Raw genomic sequence first — 23,532 nt, forward strand, 5'->3', positions numbered from 1 at the left:
GGCCCCGCACCGGCCGGTGCGGGGCCCCTCGTCGTGCAGCAGGTCAGCGCAGCAGGGTGTAGAGGCCGGTCCAGCCGCTGCTCACCTTGAACCGGCTGCCCACGCCGCCCTTGCCGTTGCCGGGCACCACCCACAGGACACCGGCGGAGTCGCGACCGTAGATGTCGGCGTGCCCGTCGCGGCCGGCGTCGCCGACCGAGAAGAGGGCGTCGTAGGTGTTCCAGCCGCTGGAGACGATGGTGCGCGAGCCGAAGCCGCCGGCACCGTTGCCCGGGTACAGGTAGAGCGTCCCGCCGGAGGAGCGGGCGAGCACGTCGGGGCGGCGGTCGCCGTTGAAGTCGCCGGCGCTGAAGACCTGGGTGAAGGCGCCCCAGCCGCTGCTGCCGACCTTGAGCTCTCCCTTGATGCCGCCGACGCAGTTGCCGCTGTGCAACCACAGCGTCCCGTCGTCCACGCGCCGGGACATGATGTCGGTGCAGCCGTCGCCGTCGAAGTCGCCGACCGGGAAGGCGAGGTTGTATGCCTGCCACCCCGACGCCACCTTGGACCCGCTCGAGATGCCGCCGCCGCTCTTGCCGGGGTAGACGTACAGGGACCCGTCGGGCCAGACCGCCATGACGTCGGCCAGCTTGTCGGCGTTCCAGGTGCCGGCGGTGAAGGTGAGCCGCATGACGCGCCAGTCCGAGCTGTTGATCGCCGTCGCCGACGTCACCCTCCCGTCCCCCTTGCCGCGGTAGAGCCACAGGGCTCCCTTGCTGCCGTGGACGGCCACGACGTCGCCGAGCCCGTCGCCGGACAGGTCACGCGGGAACGAGGGCGCGGAGACCGTCTGGTCGGGCTTGAACCACTCCGACTTGAGCCCGAACCGCGCCTGGAAGGTGAACCCCGAGACCGTCACCGAGCCGGAGCTGCCCGTGATGACCATGCTGCGGACCCGGCCGCCCCAGTCGCCGTGGCCGTCGCGCGCGGTGATGGCCAGCTGCTGGAAGCTGCCGATGGACGGCCACTGCCGCTCGAGGCCCGCCACCGAGACCGACGTGCGCCAGGTGTGGTTGGGGTTGGCCGAGACGCCGTCGTAGGGGTCCTGCTTGGCGATGAGGTAGGGCTTGCCGCCGTCGGAGCTCCATCCGCCGTTGGAGGAGCTGAACTCGGTGAACGCGGTGGCGCCGTTGTAGGTGAGCACCGTCCCGCCGGTGGCGGTGACCGCGGTGTTGGTCGAGGTGTACTCGTAGGTCGTCGTGCTCCCACCTGAGGTGCGCTGGTAGCCGCTGAACACCTGGCAGGCGGTCGTCGGGCACGTGTCGTAGAACGCGGCGTTCTGCGGGTGCTCGCGGCCGTAGTTGGCGTAGCTGCGGGCTGCCACGGCCTGCGCGCCGAGCGCAGCGGCCGACCAGGACGCCGGCATCTCGCTGGGCACGACGCTGCGCAGGTAGGAGTCCATCGGCAGGGCCACGACCGGCACGAGCGACTCTGCGCCGGCTGCACCGATGAGGGTGCCGCGCACCTCGCCCCGGTAGGTGTAGCTCCCCGTGCTGTTGAGCGCCTTCACCAGGCCAGTCGTCGGGTTGGAGATGTTGACCTGTGGTCCGGTCGCCACCTTCGGGGAGGTGCGGACCTCACCGGTCGAGAGCACGTACTGCAGCACCGGCTTGCTGGCGACGCCCGGCTGGAGGGTCGGGCGCACGACCCGCCACTCGCGGATGGCGATCTTGTCCCAGGTGGTGCTGTTGAGCTCGAAGGAGCCGGCCTGGTCGTAGGCGGTGCCGAACGAGGCCCTCAGGCCGGCCTCGGGCGCGACGCGGGTCGTGTTGCCGAGGTGCGCGGTGACGTTGACCCGGATGGTGGGGTTCCCGATCGCCGTCCGTGCGGTGTTGGGGTAGTAGAAGTCGACGATCTGCTGCCAGGTGAGGCCCTGCAGCGCGGCACCGTACGCGCCGTACTGGGACATGCCGTGGCCGTGGCCCCAGCCGTGGCCGGTGAGGTAGATCGTGCCCGACGGCGGCCGAGGGTAGACCTCGTCGGCCTGGGCGGGCAGGGCCGTGACGGCACCCATCGCGACCACGACGGCGGCGACCGCCCCGAGCGACGCCCAGCGGCGCGGCCTCAGTGTGCTGACCCATGACATGACGTGCTCCTCGCTCCCGGCGTGCCCTCAACCAGTGGTCGGTAGGTGGTCGGGCTCGCCCGTGTGGAAACGGGCACCAGCCACAAGGGCCCACCATGCCCCACCGACCACGCGGGTGTCAGGGGGTTGGCGAGAGTGTCGACCGATTTGTGACCTCCACCGGCCCCATAGACTGATGCGCGGTCTGCCGGGCGAGTCGAGGAGTACGAGTGCAGGACACATGGTTCGTGATCCCGCTGTTCAACGAGGAACAGGTGATCGCTGACGTCGTGCGCGACGTGCGCCGGACGTTCCCCCATGTGGTCTGCGTCGACGACGGCAGCTCCGACGGCTCGGCGGCCGCCGCCGACGCCGCGGGCGCGGTGGTCGTGCGCCACCCGGTCAACCTCGGCCAGGGCGCCGCGCTGCAGACCGGCTTCGAGTACGCGCTCTCGGACCCCGGCATGCGCTGGGTGGTGACGTTCGACGCCGACGGCCAGCACCAGGTGTCCGACGTGCTGGAGATGCTGGAGAAGGCCCGGGCCGAGAACCTCGACGTGGTCTTCGGGTCGCGGTTCCTCGACCAGCGCACCAAAGCCGGCGCCCTCAAGAAGCTGGTGCTGCGGATGGCCGTGGCCTACACCAACCTCACGACCAAGACGCGCCTGACCGACGCCCACAACGGGCTCCGCGTCATCAACCGCGATGTCGTGTCACGGCTGTCGATCACCCAGAACCGGATGGCCCACGCCTCCGAGCTGGTCGCCCAGATCGGGGCGCTCGACATCCGCTACGGCGAGAGCCCGGTCCACGTGCTCTACACCGACTACTCACGTTCCAAGGGCCAGTCGCTCTGGAACGCCGTCAACATCCTCGTGGAGCTGATCCTGCGATGAAGATCGTGCTCATCCAGATCCTGCTGATCGTCGTCGTCATCGCGGTGGTGGCGCGGCTCTTCCGTTCGCGCGGTGCGCGGGCCCAGGCCATCCGCCGCCTCGGCCTGCTGCTCTTCGCCGCCTTCGCGGTGGTCTCGATCCTGTTCCCGTCGGTGTGGAACCGGATCGCCCAGCTCGTCGGCGTCGGCCGCGGCACCGACATGGTGCTCTACGCGCTCGTGGTGGCGTTCCTCAGCTTCACGGTGACGACCTACCTGCGCTTCCGCGACCTCGAGACGCGCTACACCAAGCTCGCCCGCCGGCTCGCGCTCGACGAGGCCGCCGTGCAGTACCCGGCCTCAGGGGGCGATCTTGGCGATGTGCTCGATGAGCCCGGTGGTCGAGACTGACGGCGTGCGCGGCAGGTAGACCACCTCGCACACGTCACCGACCCAGTCGAACTTGCCGGTCCAGTCGTCGCCCATGACGAGCACGTCGGCGCCGTGCTCGAGGATGTAGTCGCGCTTCTTCTCCAGCGACTCCTCGACGAAGACCTCGTCGACCATCTTCAGGCTGCTGATGATCTCGACCCGCTCGTCCTGGTCGAACACGGGGTTGCGGCCCTTCTTGGCCATGTTGAGCGCGTCGGCCGAGACCCCCACCACCAGCCGGTCCCCGAGCTCGGCAGCCCGCTTGAGCACGCGGATGTGGCCGACGTGGAGCACGTCGAACGTGCCGAAGGTGATGACGGTGCGACTGCTCAACGGGACTCCTCGGGTGCCGGTCGGCGGTGTGCCGGCCGCGACGCGGGCCGCGCGGTGGGTCACGCGGCGTCCCGCAGAGGCTACCGCCCGGTCACCCGCCCGACCGCACGCCTCGCGAGTGCGGGTCTGCCCCTCGGTCTGCCCCTCCGTCCGCCCCGCAGTCCGCCCCTCGGCCGGACCCGAGGCCTACGCCCTGGCCACCACCGCGTCCAGCGCGGCCCGGGCGGCGTCGAGCATCGAGCGCTCGGCCAGCCCGCTGCCGTCGCTGCGCCGGCCGCCCTCGCTGACGGCGGCGGCGAGGTCCGCGGCGGACAGCGCGCTGAGCTCCACCCCCAGCGGTCGCGGCGAGGTGTCGCCCGCGACCACGCGGGCTCCCTCGGCCAGCGCCTCGCGGACGATGACCGAGTCGCCGTCCCAGGCCGTGGGGCGCAGGAAGACCGCACTCGACGCCAGCACGTCACGGACCTCCTGCGGTGAGGCGTCGAACGTGACGTCCACCCACTCCTCCCCCGCCACCGAGGACCGCAGGGCGGCCAGCTCCGCACCGTCGTGACCGTAGGCGAGGACGCGCAGCGTGGCGTCCGGCCAGGCCCCGGCGCGCAGCAGCCGGACCGCGTCGACGGCGAGGTCGGCGTGGTAGTGGGCCAGCCCGGCGTTCGTGGCCACGGACAGCGCGTGCGGGGCGCGTGCAGGGGCGGGCGCCGTACGCGGTACGGGGACATAGGGGGTCACGACCCGGACGCGCCCGCGCAGCCCCGCGGGCAGCACGGACCTGATCTCGTCGTTGACCGCCCAGACCTCGTCGTAGGCGTGCAGCGCCAGCCGCAGGGCCCCGGCAGCGGGGCCCCCCATCCGGCGGACCTGGCCGGCCGTCGAGCCGGAGTGCAGCACCAGCACCGTCCGTCCGGGGACCAGGGCGAAGACGGGGGCGAGCAGCATGGCCCGCCACAGCCGGGTGATGTGGAACAGGTGCAGCGTCCGGCGCCGCCAGAGGGCCGGCGCGGCGCGCACCGCCCGGCCGGGGTCCCCGGTGTCGACGTAGCGGACGTCGCACCCCTCAGCGCGCAGGGCGGCGGTGAGCTGGCGGTGGCTGGCGTGGACCCCGCCGACCTCGCCGTGCTCCTGCGCCCACTGCAGCACGCGCGTGGCCGGGCCGGTCCCCGGGCCGGTCTCATGGCCGCTCGCCGGGCCAGGAGGGGTCACGGGTCAGTCCAGCCGGGAGCTGGTGAGGACCCCGAGCAGGTGCCCACCGGCGGTGATGACGGCCAGCGGCACCATCACGACGACGAGCACCTGGGTGCCGAGCACGTCGCCGCGCACGACGTCGACGACGCCCGCGGCCAGGGCCAGCAGCGAGGACTCCACGGCGACGAACGCACGGAAGACGGGCAGGTAGCCGAGGGCGCGGCGCACCGCGGCCAGTCCCGACACCCGCGAGCGGGTGGTGGCTGCGACGTCCTCGAGCATGGGCCGGCCGGTCTTGGCGCGGGCCACGTGGACCAGGTCGGTGAACGCCTTGTTCATGAGCACCACCACGGCGACGAGCAGACCGAGCACGGTCCAGCCGCCGACCTCGAGCGGGTGCGCGAGCGACCAGCCGTCGGCGCGCAGGCCCAGGGCGGCGGGGATGGCGGCCTCGGTCGCGTAGTGGCCGATCCGGTCGAGGTAGATGCCGGCCGGGGAGAACCGCTGCCGCCAGCGCGCCACCTCCCCGTCGCTGCAGTCGAGCAGGATCTGCAGCTGCATGGCGACCACGCACAGCACCGGGCCGACGAGGCCGGGCAGCGGCAGGGCGAACGCGCCGAGCACCCCGACCGCGATCATCAGCCAGGTGACGCCGTTGGGGCTGATGCCCGTGGGGAGCATGGCCTTCGTCGCGTGGACCGACAGGTGCCGGATGTAGAGGGCGCCCGCCCAGTGCTCGGCGTTGTAGCGGGCGATGTGCTCGGGCGGCTGGGCCACCGCGCGCAGCTCGGCCAGCGTCGGGTGGTTGTCGCTGGGGTCGTGGGTGACGCTCATGCGCCGGCTCCTGTCGGCATCGGGTCTCCCTGCGCCGCGATCCAGCGCCGCCAGCCGGTGGCCGACTCCGCAAGGTAGAGGACGGCCAGCAGCACCGCGGCCACCCAGAGGACCGGGACCACGGCGGAGGGTGCGAACGTCGCGAGCAGCAGCAGGCCGAGGATCCGACCCTCGGTGCCGAGTCCGGCGGTCGCGAGCCAGGCGGCCGGCGCCGTACCGGTGTCGCGCAGCCGGTAGACGACGTCGTAGCGGTGGTAGGCGACGGCGGCGACGTAGGCGAAGCCGGCGGCCGTCTGCGCGCCGAGCGTGTGGTGGACGAGCAGGCCGACGGCCAGCGCCTCGGCGACCCACAGCGCGGCCGGGGCCTGCCACCCCAGGCGGTCGTGCACCGGCGGCTGCCAGCCGACGGCGACGAGGGCGCTCCCGACAGCGGCGGCCACCAGGGCCGTGCCCGTGTGGTCCGTCCAGAGCAGCAGGGACACCACGACCACCAGCACGGCTGCCCCGGCGAGCCCGAGGACGAACGGGGGCCGGGTCGCGCGTCCGGAGAGGCGGCCGACCAGCCGGGCCAGCGGCCCGAGGTCGAGCTGCTCGTCGAGCTCGCCGCGCGTCGTCGCCGGCACCACGGCGGACCACGTCGGGTCACGGCGCAGCAGCACCGCCGCGACCCGTCCACCCTGGGTCCACAGCACCGCGACGACCACGGCGACGAACAGCGCCCACAGCACGAGCATCGGGCGGCGCGTCAGCAAGGTGAGCGAGATGAGCAGGTAGCGCTCGGCGATGGGCATGTGCACGACCTTCTTGGTCCAGTGCACCGCCTGCGCCCGTCGGCTCGGCGGGGGCCCGAAGGTCGTGCGGGCGTCCTGCGGTCCGAGGTCGTACGGCGCGTCGGCCGGCAGGAGGTCCGGACGGCTCAGGCGCGAGGGGCGCAGCCGCGCCTCGTAGGCGTAGTCCTCGAGGTGGCGCACCGTCACCGCGGTCATCGCTGCGAGGGCGACCGGCCACCCGGGGGCGCCCTCGCGGACGGCGACCGAGGCGACCGCGGCCAGCACGGCGTACTCCTTGACCCGGTCGCCCACCGCGTCGAGGAAGGCGCCGAGCGGGCTGAAGCGGCGGGTGAAGCGGGCGATCTCCCCGTCGACGCAGTCGACGGCCAGGGCGACCAGCAGCACGACGGCCGCCACGACCCACGCCCACCAGGCGCCCGTGGCGACGAACAGCGCGGCGAGGACGCCGAGGCCCAGCGACACCATGGTCACGACGTTGGGCGACCACCCGTGCGCGAGCCCGAAGCCGGTGATCCGCCGGGAGACCGGCCGCACGGCGTACGTGGAGAAGAAGCCGTCGCCCCCACGGGAGGCGCCCCGCAGCCGCTGCCGCCACGGGCCACCGGCGGCGCCCTCGGCGCGCACTCCCCCGCGGCTCCAGTCGAACGGCCCGAGGGCGCTGGCCTGCACCACCAGGCCCGCGCGGACGAGGACCAGGGTCGCGGCGGCGACGCCGTCCTCGCCCCAGGAGGTGGCGGCGAGCGGCGCGGCGGCGCGCAGGGCGCGGGCGGCCCCGGCACGGTCCTGCGGGGCGACGCGCAGGACACCGGGCAGCGCCCGGTCGGGGCGGGTGACGGTGTGGTGCGCGGTGCCCACCGACTCGAGCTGCTTGCCGTCGCGCCCCACCCTCGCCCGTCCGGCGAGCTCGTCGCCCTCCACGAGCGCGTGGGGGTCGGCGACCAGCGCCGCGGTGCGGACCCCGGGTCGGTCGAGCAGGTCGAGCAGGGCGACGTGGGAGATGTGCAGGTCAGGGGCGGCGACCACGAGCGGGACGGCGTCGCCGCGCTCGAGCGCCTCAGCCAGCCAGGTCAGCTGGTCCGTGGGCGCCCCTGCGAGGCGGGCCAGCGGGGCGGGCAGGCCGAGCTCGGCCAGGCTGGTCTCGACGTCGGGGAGGCTGGCCTCCATGGCCGACCCGGGCGTCGGCCCCGGCGTCCCGAGGAGGACGACGTCGGCCCCCTTGGAGAACCCGTGGACCCTGCGGGCGGCGTCGTCGCCCACGAGGGACCCGGCGCTCGCGGTCACGCGCCGGAGTCCAGGTCGTGGTTGTAGCGCTCGAGGACGTCGTCCATGGGGGCGTCCATCATGAGCCGGCCGCGCTTGAGGTAGAGCCCACGGGTGCTGAACCGGCGCAGGTCCTTCTCCGAGTGCGACACGAGGAACAGTGTGCGGCCGTCGGCGAGCAGCGACTCCATCCGCTGGTAGCACTTCTCACGGAACGCCCGGTCGCCCACCGCGAGGACCTCGTCGACGAGCACGATCGGCTCGTCGAGCGTGGTCACGACGGCGAACCCGAGGCGGACCTTCATGCCGGAGGAGAAGTGCCGGTACGGCGTGTCGAGCCCCGCGCGCACCTCGGGGCCCGCGAAGTCGACGATGTCGTCGAAGCGCTCCTCGATGGCGGCCTTGGGCAGCCCGTGCAGGCCGGCCGTGAGGTAGATGTTGTCGCGGGCGGACAGCTCGCCGACGAACCCGCCGGTGAGCTCGATGAGCGGGGCGACCCCGCCGTTGACCGTGACCGAGCCCTCGTCGGGCAGCAGGACGCCGGCGATCATCTTGAGCAGCGTGCTCTTGCCACCGCCGTTGCCCCCGACCAGGCCGACGGCCTCGCCGGGCTGGATGTCGAAGCTGACGTCGCGCAGCGCCCAGAAGGTCTCCTTGGGTGCACCGCTGCGGCCGTGGAAGAGCATCTCGCGCAGCTGCATGCGTCGTCGGCGCGAGCGGAAGAACTCGATGCCGAGGTCCTGGACGGAGATCACGGAGTCGGCCATCAGATCTCCTTGAGGACGGGGCGCTCGAGCCGGGAGAAGACGACGGAGCCGACGAGCAGCAGCAGGACCGAGATGACGACGGACGCGATGATCGACCCCCAGACCACCGCCTGCTTGCCCTCGTGGGAGAAGAAGCCGGCCCGCATCATCTCGAGCACACCGGTCATGGGGTTGAGCCACGTGACCTTGTCGTAGGGGTGCGGCACGACGCGGCCGGCGTAGATGACCGGGGTGGCGTAGAAGAGCATGCGCAGGACGATCCGGATCACGCGCTGCATGTCGGTGACCAGCGCCGTGACGGGGGCGAGCAGCAGCCCGAGCCCGGCGAGCGCCACCGCCTGCACGACGATCGCCAGGGGGAACAGCACCAGCATCCAGTTGAGGTGGGTGTCGTTCTTGAAGAAGTAGATCGCCGTGAAGGCGAGCAGCACGGGCAGCGACAGGAGGTACTCGATCCCCTTGGACAGCACCACGCGCAGCACCCACATCTCGCGGGGGAGGTTGGTCGAGCGGACGAGCTTGGCCTCTTGGATCAGCGCCCGCGAGGTGTCCGTGAGCGAGCCCGAGAACCACTGCCACGACAGCAGGCCGATGACGAGGAAGAGGAAGTACGGCTTGTGGCCGACGTCGCCCCTCTTGAAGATGTAGACGAAGACGACGAAGTAGATGAGCGACATCAGCAGCGGGTCGAGGACCGTCCACACGTAGCCGAGCACGCTGCGGGAGTACCTGACCCGCAGGTCCCGCACGATGAGCGTCCACAGCACGCCCCGCTTGGCCGCGATGGCCCGCGTCCGGGAGATGATGTCCATACGTCCTTAGCCTGTCGAGGTCGGCGGGTGGTCGAGGTGCTGCCGTCGGCCATCTTCTCGCGTCGGACCCGCCGACCGAGGGTACGCCACACGGGGGTGCGCTCCGGTCAGCCGGCTCCCCGTGCACGGCCGGCCGCCGGTCGCCGCACCCCGCCCGGCAGCAGGATCTTCGCCGTGCTCGTCAGGAGCCGGCGGGCGAGCAGTCGGTCGCTGGACAGCCCCAGTCCCCGCTCGACCCTGAACGAGCCCACGTTGTCGCGGACCCGGGCGAGTCGGCCACGGTCGTCGCGCGCCCACGCCCGCGGCCCGCGGCGGGCCCGGACCACGCGGACCAGGTCGTCCATCCGGCCGGCGTCCGCGAGCTCGACGTAGAGCCGCAGCGTCGGCGGAAGCGCGGCGCGACGCTCGGCGGGAAGACCGTCCACGAGGTGGCGGAAGAACCTGAGGTAGGCGGCGCGGTACTCCTCGTCGGCCTCGGGGAGGGCGGAGGTGTAGAGCGGCAGGTCCAGGCGCAGCACCTTGATGTCGTGGTGCACCCGCAGGTCGTCGAGGCGCTGCTGCTCCAGGAAGCGGTCGACCGCGCTCACCGCGGCGAACCGGTCGGTGAGGTTGGTGAGCTCGTGGCGTCGCTGCGTGATCGAGGCGTCGCCCTCGCGGGCCCGCCAGCGGTAGACCGGCTCGTGGACGACCGACACGCGCCCCGCGAGGTGCAGCGCCGGGACGGTCAGGGGCAGGTCCTCGTAGAGGACGCCCTCGGGGAACCGCAGCCCGTGCTCGCGGAGGAACGAGCGCCGGTAGACCTTGTTCCAGGCGGTGGTGTCGTAGAGCAGCGAGGGGTCCTCCACCAGCACCCCGACCGCGCCGACGCCCTGCAGGGCCTGGTCGTGCAGGCCCGACGGGCGGTCCGTGCGGCCGTCGGTGCGCAGCACCGCACCGGTGGCGATGTCGGTGCCGTCCTCGGCGGCGCGCCGTACGAGGGTGGCGTAGGCGGGGAGCAGGATGTCGTCGCTGTCGACGAACCCGACGAACTCGCCGGTGGCCAGGTCGAGCCCGGTGTTGCGGGCGGCACCCAGCCCGGCGTTGGGCTGGTGCACGACCCGCCAGGTGGGACGCCCCTGCGCGGCGGCGTCGCAGATCTCGCCGCTGCGGTCGTGGGAGCCGTCGTCCACGAGCACGACCTCGGTGCCCTCGGGCACGCACCGGGCCACGGAGTCGAGGCACTCCCGGAGGTAGGGCTCCACGTCGTACACGGCCACGACCACGGTCAGGAGGACGGTGCCCTCGTGGCTCACCGGCGCAGGCACACGAGCCGCCCTTCCCCGACCGCCACGTTGAAGCCGACCTGCTCCAGGGCGGTGACCGCGTTGACGCGCTCCTTCGACACACAGGCGGTGTCGACGCTCAGCACGTCGACGAGGTGCCGCAGGGTCGCCACTGGTGGGGTGCGCGAATCGGCGAACTTCTGCAGGGCGATCCGCTCGCGGGAGTGCGCAGACGGCGTGCCGACGTAGGCGTTGAGGTAGATGGCGCGGGCCGACACGGGGTGCACGTCGACCGACAGCGCGGCGAGCACGCGGGAGGCGTCCCACGGCGCGAGGACGGTGTCACCGTCGCGTGAGACGCGCAGCGCGGCCTTGGCCTCCGCCTCCGCGTGCGGCGGAACCTTCCATGCCATGGGCGAGACCGGGTATGCCAGGTTGACCGGGGACCAGATCCACCGCCCCCCGTAGAAGGGGATGACCACGACCGCCGCGGCTGCGGCGAGCGCCGCGAGCGGCACCACCACCTTCGGCAGGCGGCGGTGGACGAGCTCTGCCACGGCACCGACAAGGCCGGCGACGAGCAGCGGGACGGGGACGACCCACCACATGCGCCAGACAACGGCCCGCAGACTCGCGGCGGCCACCAGGGCGTCGGTCACGGGGGGCAGCATGGCCACGGCGGTCGCGAGGACGACGCAGACGAGCACGGCACGGGCGGCGGCCGACCGCAGGCCCGCCCAGCCCGCGGCGACGGCGACGATGCTCACGACGAAGAAGCCGTGCTGGCCGATCACGCCCTGCAGCGGCGGCAGCACCCAGGTCGCCGCGGCCTCGGGGTCCGGCGCCACGGACGCCCGCGGCGCGACGAGCTTGACGGCGACGCCGCACGCCAGGGGGTAGGCCAGCGTCACGGCCACGCCGAGCGCGCGCCGGGCCCCCACGTGCAGCCAGGCGGCCAGCGCCACCCCGGCCACGAGCACCGGGACGAGGAAGACGGCCGTGTTGCTGGCCCCGATGGTGCAGACCACGGCCAGGGCCAGCACCAGCTGGCGACGACGGCCACCACGGGCGACGTAGGCCAGGGCCACGGCGACGAGCAGCGGCAGGAAGAGGGAGGCCAGGGCCGCCTTGCCCTGCCACATCCGCAGGGCGAAGAAGTTGCCCTGCGCGGCCCCCGCCTCACCCGAGGCGAGCAGGAAGAGCACGGCCGCCGACAGGGCGACAGGGGCGAAGCGGATCCGGCTGAGCGACACCAGCCAGGCCAGCGCCAGCACGCAGAGCGCGGTGAGCAGCGGGGTCGCGATGAGGTAGGTCACGACGCCGGCCGACAGCCCGGTCACGTGGCCCAGCGCCCCGAGCAGGCCTTCGAAGGAGTGGATCGGCGGGCTGTGCGAGCTCAGCATCGGGAACACCTGGTCGCCGAGCATGGTGTCCTTGAGCGGGAACGTGCCCCGGTCAGCGACCCACTGCGACAGGTTGACGAAGTAGGCGTCGTCACCGTCGGGACGGGCGTAGCGCATGGCCACGACGGCGCACACGAGCGCCCAGGCCCAGGCCGTCAGCCACAGGGCGCCCCGAGCCGGGTCGACCACCGGCGTGGAGGGACGAGAGGTCGCGGCAGACGGGCCAGCAGGGGTGCGGACGGTCCGGCTCGTGCGACGGCGCCGCAGGGTGAGGACCACCCAGGCGGCACCGGCGAGCACCAGCAGCACCATCATGTAGCCGCGCTGGTTGCCCGCCCCGCCGAGCCACGCGCACACGACGCCGAGCGCCAGGGCGGCCAGGGCCTGCCCGGTGGCCGCCCGGCTGGGGCGCTCCCCCGTCCCGCCGCCCACCACGGTCGGGAGCACCAGCCACGAGGCCGCCGCCGCGACGACCAGCGCGACCAGCAGGGTGGGGGACGCGGGCAGCCCCACGACGAGCGCCACCTGGTAGGCCAGCGTCCAGACGCCGAAGCCCACGACGACCACGACGAGCAGCCCCACCGTGAGCCGCTCGAGCCAGCCGGACAGGTGCGCGGCCCGTGTCGGTACGGTGCCCTCCCGAGAGTCCTCGGGGCGTGGGCTCCCCGCACCCGCCACCCAAGGAGTCGCCGTCTGGGTGGGCGACGCCGTCGGTGCGGCCGGCACCGGTCCGGCGGTGCTCACAGGAACCGCTCGACGAACCGGGCGGAGGCCTTGCCGTCCTCCAGCCCGGTGAACCGGGTCCGGAACGCCTCGTAGCGCTCCGCATACTCCTCCTGCACCTCGTCGAGGCGGGTGAGCGCGTCGAGCACCCCGCTGGACTCGGTGAGCAGCGGACCGGGCGCCTCGGCCTCGAAGTCGAAGTAGAAGCCGCGCAGGTTGTCGCGGTAGTCCTCGAGGTCCCAGGTGAAGAACAGGATCGGGCGGCCTGTGTTGACGAAGTCGAACATCACCGAGGAGTAGTCGGTGACGAGCACGTCGGCCAGCAGGTAGAGGTCGCGGATGTCGGGGTAGCTCGAGACGTTGCGGACGAAGCCGCCGAACATCGCCGCGTCGATGCCCGAGCTGACGAGCTGGTGCCCGCGGATGAGCAGGACGCTGTCGTCGCCGAACGCGCGGTACATGCGCTCGAGGTCCAGCTTCATCGTGAACTGGTAGCGACCCCGGGCGTCGTAGTCGTTGTCGCGCCACGTCGGGGCGTACAGGATGACCCGCTTGCCCTCGGGCAGCCCCAGCCGGGCACGCGCCGCCTCGGCCTGCCTCCTGGCCTCCTCGGGCTGGTGAAAGACGTCGTTGCGGGGGTAGCCGATCTCGAGCACCTCGCCCTCGTAGCCGAAGGCACGGCCGAGGATCTCGGTGGAGAAGTGGTTGGGCGAGACCAGCGCGTCCCACTTGGCCACGTCGCGGGCGAACTGCGTCAGGTACTTCTTGTTGGACATCTGGATCGTGTCGATGTCGAACCCGATCTTCTTGAGCGGCGTGCCGTGCCACGTCTGGGCGTAGCGGCTGCCCTCGCGCTTGACGTAGTGGGTGGGCATCGAGTCGTTGCTCACGACCCAGCGCGCCCGCGCCAGCTCGCGGTAGTAGTCACGGCTGCCGACCACGACCCGGGCCACGCCGTCGGGCACCTCGACCGAGTGGTCCTGGATCGCCCAGATGCACTCGCGGGGGTCGCCGCGGCGCTGGAGCTCCTCGAAGACGGCCCGCGGGTTGTCGGAGAACTGCCGGCCCTTCCACGCCTCGAAGAAGATGCTGTCCTTGAGCGGCAGGCGGCGCTGCACGCGGTAGACGTACTTGCGGTTGCGCTCGCGGTGCAGCGCGCCCCGGTCACGGAAGTCGCCGGACGCGTCGACCACGAGCTGCAGCTCGTGTGCGGCGGAGGAGCGCAGCAGGTAGGTCATCCCGTCGACCTCGCCCTGCTCGGCCAGGTGCGCCTCGGCCGTGCTGGAGACGCGCACCCCGCGGTCGCGCTGCCCCTCGTCGCCGGTGGTGACGGTGACGAGCCAGCGCCCACCCTGCAGCCAGCGCAGGACGGCCTCGCCCGGCGCCCCCCTCGCCGGGATGGTGGCCTGCCAGTCGACGCCGTCGACGGTGACCGGAATCTGGTGCGCCGCACCGCTGCTCGTCGACAGCGACAGTGACTCGACCGGGGCCCCACCCGTGATGCCCTCGAGCCGCAGGCCGTCGGGGCGCCAGTCGAAGGACGTCAGCACCGGGCCCGGCCGGGTGTCGAGGATGCGGGCGCCGCCGTCGACGCCCTCCCGAACCTCGAGCGAGCGCTCGCGGAGGGTGAGGAACAGGTCCTCGGTGTCGGGCGCCAGGTGCAGCGGCCGCGGGTCGGCGTCCTCGTCCGCACCCGACGGCAACAGCGCGACGACCCACTCGCGGGTGGCGAAGGACTCCGCGCGGACCTCCACGTCGCCGGCGCCCACGTGGGCGGTCGCGGTGCGCCCGTCGACCTCCAGCGGGACGCGCAGGCCCTGCAGGGAGTCGGTGCGACGCAGGAACAGGTCGGTGGGCTCCCACTGCCCGGTGGTGCGGCGCAGCGTGAAGCGCAGCCCGTCGCCCTCCACCTCGACCGACTCGAGCAGGGCCCCGACGCGGTGGACGTTGACCACGAGCTGGCGGCCCTCGTACCCGGGGACGGCGAGCTGGTCCGGCGCGATGAGCCTCCGCCGCGGGTGCCGCCCCGAGCCGAGCTCGGGGTTGCCGACGCTGGAGCCGCGACGCGCCGACGGCGCCGCGACCTGGGCGAGCAGCTCGAAGCCGGCCCGCTCCTCCCCCGGCTGCAGCAGGAGCTGGGACGTGCGGACCTGCGCGCGGAAGCCGGCCGCGTCGTAGGACACCGCCGTGCCGGTCGTGCGGGCGGTGAGGTCGAGGCGGCGCACCCGCCGGGCCCGGACCTGCTGCCGCTCCTTGGCACCGACCCGGCGCAGCTGGAACCGTCGCACCGACGACACCGGCGTGGCGTCGGCGACCCGGTGGATGAACGCGTGGCCCTCCACGACGAGCCCGTTGCCGTCCCAGCGCACGTCGCGCACCCCGGTGCGCAGCGGCTGGGAGCGGGTGACCTCGTAGACCGACGCGGGGATGCCCTTGGTGGTGTCGGTGCGGAAGGGCAGGTCGGCGTAGAGGCGCAGGCCCGACCGGACGAAGTTCCCGCGGTTGGCCGGCACCCGGTAGTACTCCTGCAGCTCGAGGAGCTCGGGCAGCATCCCCCGCGAGATCAGGTGGTACTCGAGCCGGCGCACCGGCGGCAGCTTCGCGATCATCTTGGGTGACACCCGGCGCAGGTAGTCGCCGACGAGCTCGATGACCTGCCGCTGGAACAGGTCGTCGCCCTCGTGGAGCACCCCGATGAACAACGGGATGTCGACCTTGAGGACCTTGTCGTCGTGGATCTTCTTGCCCTCGGTGTCACCGCGGCCGGTGAGGAAGTCGTCGACCGAGGTGACGGCCGCCATCCGGTCGACGAGGTTCTTGCTCTCGGCGCGGCGCTGGGTGATCGACTGCACCGCGGTCTGCCGCTCGCGCCACAGGTAGACGGGGTCGGCGAGGACGTCGACCGAGGTGGCCAGGAAATGGGCCGGCACCGTCAGCGGGATGTCCTCGTAGTAGACGCCCTCGGGGAAGCGCAGCTGGTGCCCGGCGAGGAACGACCGGCGGTAGACCTTGTTCCAGGCCGTGGTGTCGTAGACGAGCGACGGCGTCCTGCGGATGTGCGTGCGCATCTGGTTGCGCTTGATGGCGCGGCGGTGCAGCGGCGAGTTGAAGGTCTTGGCGCCGTCGAAGCGCAGCACGCCGCCGACCACCATGTCCGAGCCGCTCTCGCTCACGGCGTGCAGCATCAGCTCGTAGGCGTCACGGGGCACGAGGTCGTCGGAGTCGACGAAGGCGATGAACTCGGAGGTGGAGTGGTCCATGCCGATGTTGCGGGCCCGGCCGAGGCCGCCGTTCTCGACGTGCAGCACCTGCCAGTGCGGCTTGTCCGCGGCGAACTCGTCGGCCAGCTCCCCCGAGCCGTCGGTGCTGCCGTCGTCGACGAGGACCACCTCGAGGTCGCCGAGGGTCTGGGCACGCAGGGACTCCAGGCATGCAACGAGGTAGTCGCTCACGTTGTAGATGGGAACGACGACACTCAGCGAGGGCATGGGGGATGGAACCTTTCCGTGGGGTCCCGTAATCGTATTGGGTGTGGGGCCGCGTGCCCGACGTGGCGGCTCAGGCCGCAGGCTCCTCGATGCGCACGCGGCTGGTGAGGAAGCCCCAGCCCCAGCTGAGGTGCATGGTGGGCAGGACCACGGGCAGCCACAGCCGGTCGCTGCCCTGCAGCCGGTCGTCGCGGACGGCGAGGCCGCCGACCGTCGTCGCGGCGAGGTAGGCACCGGGCACCAGCCACAGCGGCCACCACACGAACCCGCCGACCAGCCCCACCACGACGCCCGCGAACGCCGCCGGCGGCGCGAGGTACCGCGCGTTGATGGTGCCGGAGTGCGTCCGGGCGACGACGCGACGCCAGCGGCCGTAGTCGCGGTACTGGCGCGCGAGCGCCGCCAGGGTGGGGCGGGGGCGGTAGGCGACGTGCAGCCGCGGGGAGAACCAGACCAGGCCACCGGCCTCGCGGATGCGGTGGTTGAGCTCCCAGTCCTGCGCGCGGACGAACCGCGGGTCGTAGCCGCCGGTGCGGCGCAGCCACTCGCTGCGGAACACGCCGAGGTAGACGGTGTCGGCGGGGCCGGGCTCACCGCCGGTGTGGAAGCGGGCGGAGCCCACCCCCAGCCGCGAGGTCATGGCGGCGGCGACCGCGCGCTCGAACGAGGTGACGCCCTCGGCGTCCATCAGCCCGCCGACGTTGGCCGCCCCGGTCTCGGCGAGCAGGTCGACCGCCGTGCCCACGTAGTCGCGGTCGAGCACCCCGTGGCCGTCCACGCGCACGACGACCTCGACGTCCGGGTCCAGGGCGGCGATGGCGGCGTTCAGCGCCTCGGGCGTGCGGCCCGAGGGGTTGTGCACGGTGCGGACCCGCGGGTCGCGCGCGGCCAGCTCGGCGGCGAGCGCGTCGGTGCGGTCGTGGCTCGGGCCGAGCGCGAGGACGAGGTGCAGCGGTCCGTCGTAGTCCTGGCCGAGGACGGCGTCGACCGCCTCCACCAGGTGCCGCTCCTCGTTGAGGATCGGCATGACCACCCCGACGCGGGGAGCGGCGTCGGCGGCAGGGCGGGGGGCGTCGGTGGGGGGCGTGCTCGTCATGAGGTTGCAGAGCATACGGAGGACAGGTCGTCCTCCGCCGCGTTGCCCGCTGCCTTGGCGGGGTCCTGCACGGCCGTCCCGGGCTGCGCCTTGGGCGCCGAGGGGGCCTTGGACGGCTTCGGCTTCGCGGCCGCCGGCGCAGCCGCCTTGCTCGTCGCGGTGTGCTTCTTCGCCGCCTTCTCGGACGCGGCGATGGTCCGGCTGACGGTCGAGGTGATGACGGCCGGGTCGTAGGCCCACGGCTTGACCAGCGGCGGCACGAAGTTGACGCTGCGGATCTTCTGCGAGCGGGCCTTCATCGCCAGGTCGGCGAACCGGCCGAGCTCGGACTGCGGCAGGTCGGTGCGGATCAGGCCCGAGCTCGCTGAGGCGATCTTCTGGAAGCGCAGCAGGACCGTCTGGGGGTCGAGCTGGCCGGCCATCGCCGTGAGCACGCAGCGCTGGCGCGCCATGCGCTCGTAGTTGGTCGAGCCCTGGCGTGAGCGGGCGTACCAGAGGGCGTGCCAGCCGTCGAGGTGCTGGCGTCCGGGCTCGATCCAGCCGACGATCGGCGAGGTGCCACCGCCGATCGGCGTGCGGTAGCGCACCGTGACGTCGAGGCCGCCCACGGCGTCGACCATCTGCTTGAACCCGCTGAGGTCGACCATGACGTAGTACTGGATCTTCAGGCCGCTCAGCGCCTCGACCGCCTCACGGGTGGCGACGAGCCCCGGGTCCGTGGTGCCGGGCGGGAAGAGCTTGGCGTGGTCCTGGCCCCACGTGTACAGGCCGTTGAGCAGGCACTGGTCGCCGCAGTTCCAGCCCTCGGGCATCAGCCGGGCCATGGTGGAGCCGGGACGGAAGTCGATGTTCTCGGTGTCGCGGGAGAACCCGAAGGTCACCGGGGCACCGGTCTTCGCGTCGATGCTCACGACCTGGATGCTGTCGGGCCGCGTGCCGACGCGGTCCTTGCCGGTGTCGGCACCGAGCAGCAGCACGTTGTAGCGGCCGTTGACCGCACCGGCCGCGGCGGCATCGGAGAACAGCGAGCCCAGGGCCTGGCGCCCGGCGCCCACGCTGCTCGCGGCGTACACGAGGCTGCCGGAGGTGACCACGAGCAGCGCGGCGGTCACGGCCGTGAGCACGCGGCGGGCGCGGATGAGCAGGCTGCCGGGGCGACCCAGTCGCCACGCGTCGACGAACAGGACCGCCCACAGCGCGGCGAAACCGATGAGGAGGAGCTCCAGGCACGAGAGCACCCAGGCCCGGCCGATGACGCTGATCGCGAGCGACCGGTCGGTGAGGAGGAGCAGGCCCAGCACGACGACGAGGCCGACCACACCGAGCCAGGCGCGGATGCCGACCCGGCCGAGCTGCCGGTGGCCTGCCACCAGCTGCGCGCTGCCGGGGACGAGGAGGGTCAGCAGCACCAGGGTGAACGCCCGTCGGCGGCGCATCCGGGGTGCGAGCACCTCGGAGTCGGCCAGGCTGCGGTCCGGGCGGCCGGACACGTACACGCCGGCCTCGGCGTCCTCGCGGGGCGCGACATGGGTGCTGCTCATGGTCGACCAGTATGGGGCGGGGCCCGTGGGATTCCTGTGACGTGTGGGATTGTCCGAGTGTCGTCCTCAGGCACTGCTCAGGCGTGTCGGGCCGGCCGTCTGGAAGGGCCAGCTCGTCGCCATCGGCCCGTCGTGGCGTTTTGCCACGCGTCCCCGTCACAGCGGACACTGGCCGGATGAGTGGACGCCACCCCGGGCCCGACGACGCACGCCCCATCCCCCAGCGCGGCGAGGGCGTCAGGACCGCCCCGCGGTCCGACGACCCCGATGACGTCTACGTCGTCGACGTCCGCGGCCGCAAGCGCGACCGCGCCGCAGCCGGTACGGGGGGCGTCGCTGCCGGCGCCGCGGGCGGGGGCGCTGCCACCGGGTCCGGCTCCACGCGGGAGGGGACTCACGCACCGCGCCGTCGTCGCTTCCCCGTCGTCCGCGTCCTGGTGCTGCTGCTCGTCGCCTGGCTGGCGTTCATGGCCTACACCCCGTGGCACGCGTGGAAGACCGTCACCAAGGTCGACACCACCCCCGGCGGCACCCGCCCCGCCCAGAGCAAGGGCTACAACTACCTCCTGGTCGGCTCCGACAGCCGCGAGGGCCTGACCGCTGCCCAGAAGAAGGAGTACGCCACCGGCAACGCGGCCGGCCGGCGCACCGACTCGATCATCCTCGTGCACGTGCCCCAGAGCGGCGGCAAGCCGTCGCTGGTGTCGCTCCCCCGCGACAGCTACGTGCCGATCCCGGGCAAGGGCAGCAACAAGATCAACGCCGCGTTCTCCTTCGGCGGCCCCAACCTGCTGGTCGAGACCGTCGAGCAGGTCACCGACCTGCACATCGACGGCTACGTCGAGATCGGCTTCGCCGGTTTCGCCTCCGTCGTCGACAGCGTGGGTGGCGTGAACATCTGCGTGCCGTTCCACATGAACGACAAGAAGGCCGGCATCAACCTGCAGAAGGGCTGCCAGCTCCTCGACGGCAGGAACGCCCTGGGCTACGTCCGCGCCCGCTACTCCGACCCGCGCGGCGACATCGGCCGTGCAGAGCGCCAGCGCCAGTTCCTCTCGGCCATCATGAAGAAGGCCCTCACCCCCTCGACGGTGCTGGTCCCGACGCGGTACTGGTCGTTCAGCCACGCGTCCGCCAAGGGGCTCATCGTCGGCGAGGACACCTCCATGCGTGACGCCAGCCGGGTGCTGCTCGCGATGCGGGCGGTGTCGCAGGACAAGGGGCTGAGCCTGGTCGTCCCGATCCAGGACCTGAACTACCAGACCAACGCCGGCAGCTCGGTCAAGTGGGACACCGCCCGCGCCAAGGCGCTGTTCACCGACCTGCGCGAGGACAAGCCGCTGGAGTCCCCGCCGCCCGGCACCGACGGCAAGCCCTCGGGCGGCTGACCTCCCCTGCGTCTGCTCGCCCAGGACCTGCCGTGGAAGTGGTCACCATGGGGGGTTCAGGCGCTGGGCGGCGACGCCTACCGTGGGGTGACGGCACGTGCCTCAAGTACGGGTGGCCGTACTCGCGCGACGCCAGCAGTGCATGGAATCGAGTCCGGCATGGCGACTACCTCGACCGCATCGCATCGCGCTCCTCGTCGCAGGGATGGGATCACTTCGGGTTCGAGTCCGGGTGATCGCGACCGGGTGTGGCTGGTGGTGGTCGGGTCGTTGGCTGCCGGCTGGCTGGCCGCGCTGCTCCTGGCCGTGGCTCCGTTCGTCACGACCGAGGTTCCTCGTGTCACGGGGGCGCTGCTGTGCGGGTACGCGCTCGGGTGGGCGTTGTTGGCGGGCCTGTCCACCCGGATCACGGACCAGCCGCAGCGGTGGGCGTGGGCGTTTGCTGCGTTCATGGGGGCGGGGGGTGTGCTGCTGCTGGCGTTCGGCGGGTCGGTGATGGGTGTGCTGGCGTGGGTGTGGCCACCGGTCCTGCTGGTGTTGGTCCTCTTTGCGTGGAGGCAGACGCGTCGGCACCTGCACAGTCGGAGCCGGGCGTTGCTGGTGCTGCCGCTGCTGGTGCTGCTGGCGCTGACGTCGCTGGGTGGTGTGTACCAGGCAGTGGGTGCGTGGGCGGATGCGAAGGCGTTCCCGATGCCCGGCCAGCTGGTCGATGTCGGCGGACGCAGCCTGCACCTGCGCTGCACAGGATCCGGCACGCCGACCGTGCTGCTGCAGCCCGGTGCTGGTGAGTTCTCCTCGAACACCGGGTGGATAGCGCCGGCTGTCGCCAAGCAGACCAGGGTGTGCGTGTACGACCGGGCCGGGCGCGGGTGGAGCGACCCGGCGGATGCACCGCAGGACGGTGCTGCCCTGGTGACCGACCTGCACACGTTGCTGGCGCGGGCGCACGTCGCCGGGCCCTACGTGGTGGCCGGTCACTCCTTCGGTGGCCTGTACACGTTGGCGTTCGCCGCCCGGTACCCCGACGAGGTCGTCGGGATGGTGCTGCTCGACTCCACCGCACCGAAGGCGGCGACGAACCTGACGAAGGTGACGAGGTCGGGGTCGTACGACGTGATGAGTCACCTGTCGGCGATGGTCGCCACGCTCGGGGAGGTCGGGTTCAGCCGGTTGTACTCGCACGTGGAGGCGGGCACCCTTCCGCCGAGGTCGCGCGACGAGGTCCGCGCGAGCATCGCGAAGGCGAACACGGTCAAGAGCACGATCGACGAGTACGTCCAGTCGAACCGGGCGATGGAGCAGGCGGGCGATCTGACCGACTTCGGGGCCAAGCCGCTGGTCGTGGTGACAGCAGGCAAGGGAAGCGCCCCGGACTGGGCTGCCAGGCAGGACCGCCTGGCAGCCCTGTCGACGAACAGTGCRCACCGCACCGTCGTCGGTGCAGCCCATGAGGACCTGGTGGCCAAGCAGCCTGACGCAGCGCAGAGCAGCCAAGCCATCATGGATGTGGTGTCAGCGGTTCGTCACCACACCCAGCTCAGCAAGTAGCTCGAGCGCGGACCCGGGGTGGGGTCCGCGCTCGAGTGTGCTGCGCTGCTGGTCGGCTCAGTGGTGCATGTGCATTCCCGCGCCGCCTTCGACGCGCTGGCTGGGCATCCGCAGGTAGGCGAACACGGCCAGGAGGACGGCGATGCCGGCGGCGGCGAGGAACCCGCGGTCGAAGCCGTCGACGACGCCGGTGGCGCTGGCCAGGCTGCCGGCGGTGCTGGCGACTGCGGACAGGACGGCCACGCCGAGGGCGGCACCGACCTCGTGTCCGGTCATGAGGAACCCGGACGCCATCCCGGCGTGCTGCGCAGGGATGCCGGCCATGGCGGTGACGGACACGGGGGCGAAGACCATGCCGACGCCCAGGCCGATGACGACCAGGCCGGGCAGGACGCCGGTGGCGAAGGCGGACCCGGCGGACGCCTGGGAGAGCAGGAGCGCTCCTGCGGCCACGATGACCAGGCCGACAGCGGCGATGGCCCGCGGGGTGCCGTGGGCCATGGCGTGCCTGGCGACGACGGTACCGGCGGTGATCGCCAGGGCGAACGGGACGAACGCCACGCCTGCCTGGATGGCGGAGTACCCGATGACGGTCTGGACGAAGATGGACGCGAGGAACACGGTCCCGACCAGGATGCCGCTGACGCCGAGCATGACGGTGGTGCCGGACACGAGGGACTTGACCTTCCACGTGTGCGGCGGGACGAGCGGGCTGGTGGCCCTGCCCTCGCGCACCTTGAACGCCACGCCGAGGACCGTCGAGGCGGCGAAGGCCGCCAGGACGCGGGCGGAGAGCCAGCCGTGCTGCTCGGTGGCCCCGAGTCCGTAGACGAGGGTGGCGAGGCTGCCGATGACGGCAGCGGCACCGACGACGTCGAACTGCTTGAGGGTGACGGCAGGGGTGGTGGCGGCCGGGATGATCTTGAGCCCGGCGACCAGGGCGACGGCGCCGATGGGGGCGTTGATGAAGAAGATGGTCTCCCATCCGGCCCAGGTGGTGAGGGCTCCGCCGAGCAGGACCCCGGCGGCGACGCCGAGGGACCCGACGGCACCCCACAGGGTCAGCGCCAGGCGGCGCTGCGCGCCGGCGTACGTGGTCATGATGATCGACAGCGCGGCCGGGGTCGTCAGCGCTGCGGCGAGGCCCTGTCCGGCGCGCGCGGCGATGAGCTCGCCTGCGCTGCCGGCGAATCCGCTGACGATGGATGCGATGGTGAACACGGTCAGACCGGTCAGGAACACCCACTTGCGGGACAGCAGGTCGGCGACGCGACCGCCGAACAGCAGGCCACCGCCGGACATCATCAGGTAGGCGGTGACGACCCACTGCATGTCGGACCCGTTCAGGTGCAGGTCGCGGCCGATGGTCGGCAGGGCCGTGTTGACGACGGAGATGTCCAGGACGACGAGGATCTGCGCGGCGAGGGCCAGGGCCAGGACGACCCAGGACCTGCGCGGCCCCTGCGCTTCGACGCCGTGGTGGACAGGTGTGGGTGCGTGACGGTGGTGGGTGGGGGTGTGCGGAGCGGGCTGGGTGGTCGCGGTGTGGACCGCGAGCGGTTCAGCGGTGGGCTTGGCGTGCATGACAACTCCTTGGGCGGTCTCGGTTGGCGACCCACCACCGGGTCGGGCTGTTGGTGGGGCGATGACCACCGTCGTCCGAGCGCGCGCTGCTCGCGCCGGTCAAATGG

Annotated in this window: 17 protein-coding genes; 4 read left to right on the forward strand and 13 right to left on the reverse strand. The window is 72.5% G+C overall.

What is annotated here, in order from left to right:
- Nucleotides 1-43: 43 nt before the first annotated feature.
- Nucleotides 44-2,125 (reverse strand): SpoIID/LytB domain-containing protein, encoded by a 2,082-nt coding sequence (locus AB4Z02_RS15995; RefSeq protein WP_441972167.1) that lies wholly within the window; start codon nt 2,123-2,125, stop codon nt 44-46.
- 209 nt (nt 2,126-2,334) lie between these two features.
- Between AB4Z02_RS15995 and AB4Z02_RS16000 the strand changes: the two genes are divergently transcribed.
- The gene (locus tag AB4Z02_RS16000) at nt 2,335-3,000 is read left to right on the forward strand and encodes a glycosyltransferase family 2 protein (RefSeq protein WP_056882536.1); all 666 of its coding nucleotides are present in this window, start codon (nt 2,335-2,337) and stop codon (nt 2,998-3,000) included.
- Entirely contained in the window at nt 2,997-3,389 is a 393-nt protein-coding gene (locus AB4Z02_RS16005) for a DUF2304 domain-containing protein (RefSeq protein ID WP_056882535.1), read from the forward strand. Before AB4Z02_RS16000 ends, AB4Z02_RS16005 begins: the two co-directional genes overlap by 4 nt.
- Here AB4Z02_RS16005 and AB4Z02_RS16010 read toward each other — a convergent pair.
- The 11 genes from AB4Z02_RS16010 to AB4Z02_RS16060 form a co-directional block, all read right to left on the reverse strand.
- Nucleotides 3,339-3,743, reverse strand: coding sequence for an adenylyltransferase/cytidyltransferase family protein (locus AB4Z02_RS16010; RefSeq protein ID WP_441972169.1), 405 nt, complete (start codon nt 3,741-3,743; stop codon nt 3,339-3,341). The two genes, AB4Z02_RS16005 and AB4Z02_RS16010, sit on opposite strands and share 51 nt — an antisense overlap.
- Nucleotides 3,744-3,929: 186 nt before the next feature.
- Nucleotides 3,930-4,946 (reverse strand): hypothetical protein, encoded by a 1,017-nt coding sequence (locus tag AB4Z02_RS16015; protein ID WP_441972171.1) that lies wholly within the window; start codon nt 4,944-4,946, stop codon nt 3,930-3,932.
- A gap of 3 nt (nt 4,947-4,949) precedes the next feature.
- Nucleotides 4,950-5,762: a CDP-alcohol phosphatidyltransferase family protein gene (locus AB4Z02_RS16020; protein ID WP_441972173.1), complete on the reverse strand. Its 813-nt coding sequence runs from the start codon at nt 5,760-5,762 to the stop codon at nt 4,950-4,952.
- Nucleotides 5,759-7,834, reverse strand: coding sequence for a DUF5941 domain-containing protein (locus AB4Z02_RS16025; RefSeq protein ID WP_441972175.1), 2,076 nt, complete (start codon nt 7,832-7,834; stop codon nt 5,759-5,761). Before AB4Z02_RS16025 ends, AB4Z02_RS16020 begins: the two co-directional genes overlap by 4 nt.
- Nucleotides 7,831-8,580: an ABC transporter ATP-binding protein gene (locus tag AB4Z02_RS16030; protein ID WP_441972177.1), complete on the reverse strand. Its 750-nt coding sequence runs from the start codon at nt 8,578-8,580 to the stop codon at nt 7,831-7,833. Before AB4Z02_RS16030 ends, AB4Z02_RS16025 begins: the two co-directional genes overlap by 4 nt.
- Nucleotides 8,580-9,392 (reverse strand): ABC transporter permease, encoded by an 813-nt coding sequence (locus AB4Z02_RS16035; RefSeq protein ID WP_056882529.1) that lies wholly within the window; start codon nt 9,390-9,392, stop codon nt 8,580-8,582. Before AB4Z02_RS16035 ends, AB4Z02_RS16030 begins: the two co-directional genes overlap by 1 nt.
- A 107-nt stretch (nt 9,393-9,499) precedes the next feature.
- Nucleotides 9,500-10,696: a glycosyltransferase gene (locus tag AB4Z02_RS16040; protein ID WP_056882528.1), complete on the reverse strand. Its 1,197-nt coding sequence runs from the start codon at nt 10,694-10,696 to the stop codon at nt 9,500-9,502.
- On the reverse strand, nt 10,681-12,801 hold the full coding sequence (locus tag AB4Z02_RS16045; protein WP_441972180.1) for a DUF6077 domain-containing protein: 2,121 nt from the start codon (nt 12,799-12,801) through the stop codon (nt 10,681-10,683). Before AB4Z02_RS16045 ends, AB4Z02_RS16040 begins: the two co-directional genes overlap by 16 nt.
- Nucleotides 12,798-16,268 carry a bifunctional glycosyltransferase/CDP-glycerol:glycerophosphate glycerophosphotransferase gene (locus tag AB4Z02_RS16050; RefSeq protein WP_441972182.1) on the reverse strand — a complete coding sequence of 1,157 codons (3,471 nt, stop codon included), beginning with the start codon at nt 16,266-16,268 and terminating at the stop codon, nt 12,798-12,800. The genes AB4Z02_RS16045 and AB4Z02_RS16050 overlap by 4 nt, the downstream gene beginning before the upstream one ends.
- 70 nt (nt 16,269-16,338) lie before the next feature.
- Complete coding sequence (locus AB4Z02_RS16055) at nt 16,339-17,364, reverse strand: glycosyltransferase family 2 protein (RefSeq protein ID WP_441972184.1); 1,026 nt, start codon at nt 17,362-17,364, stop codon at nt 16,339-16,341.
- Nucleotides 17,361-18,905: an LCP family protein gene (locus tag AB4Z02_RS16060; protein WP_441972186.1), complete on the reverse strand. Its 1,545-nt coding sequence runs from the start codon at nt 18,903-18,905 to the stop codon at nt 17,361-17,363. Before AB4Z02_RS16060 ends, AB4Z02_RS16055 begins: the two co-directional genes overlap by 4 nt.
- A 176-nt stretch (nt 18,906-19,081) precedes the next feature.
- Here AB4Z02_RS16060 and AB4Z02_RS16065 point away from each other — a divergent pair, with 176 nt between their 5' ends.
- A complete protein-coding gene (locus AB4Z02_RS16065) occupies nt 19,082-20,293 on the forward strand; it encodes an LCP family protein (RefSeq protein WP_441972188.1) in 1,212 nt (403 codons plus the stop codon).
- Nucleotides 20,294-20,548: 255 nt separating this feature from the next.
- Nucleotides 20,549-21,841 carry an alpha/beta hydrolase gene (locus AB4Z02_RS16070; protein ID WP_441972190.1) on the forward strand — a complete coding sequence of 431 codons (1,293 nt, stop codon included), beginning with the start codon at nt 20,549-20,551 and terminating at the stop codon, nt 21,839-21,841.
- Between the two features lie 57 nt (nt 21,842-21,898).
- Here AB4Z02_RS16070 and AB4Z02_RS16075 read toward each other — a convergent pair whose 3' ends face one another.
- A complete protein-coding gene (locus tag AB4Z02_RS16075; RefSeq protein WP_441972192.1) occupies nt 21,899-23,425 on the reverse strand; it encodes an MFS transporter in 1,527 nt (508 codons plus the stop codon).
- Nucleotides 23,426-23,532 lie beyond the last annotated feature (107 nt).

This window comes from Pedococcus sp. 2YAF34, from assembly GCF_052114585.1.
In the GTDB taxonomy this organism is placed as follows: Bacteria; Actinomycetota; Actinomycetes; order Actinomycetales; family Dermatophilaceae; genus Pedococcus.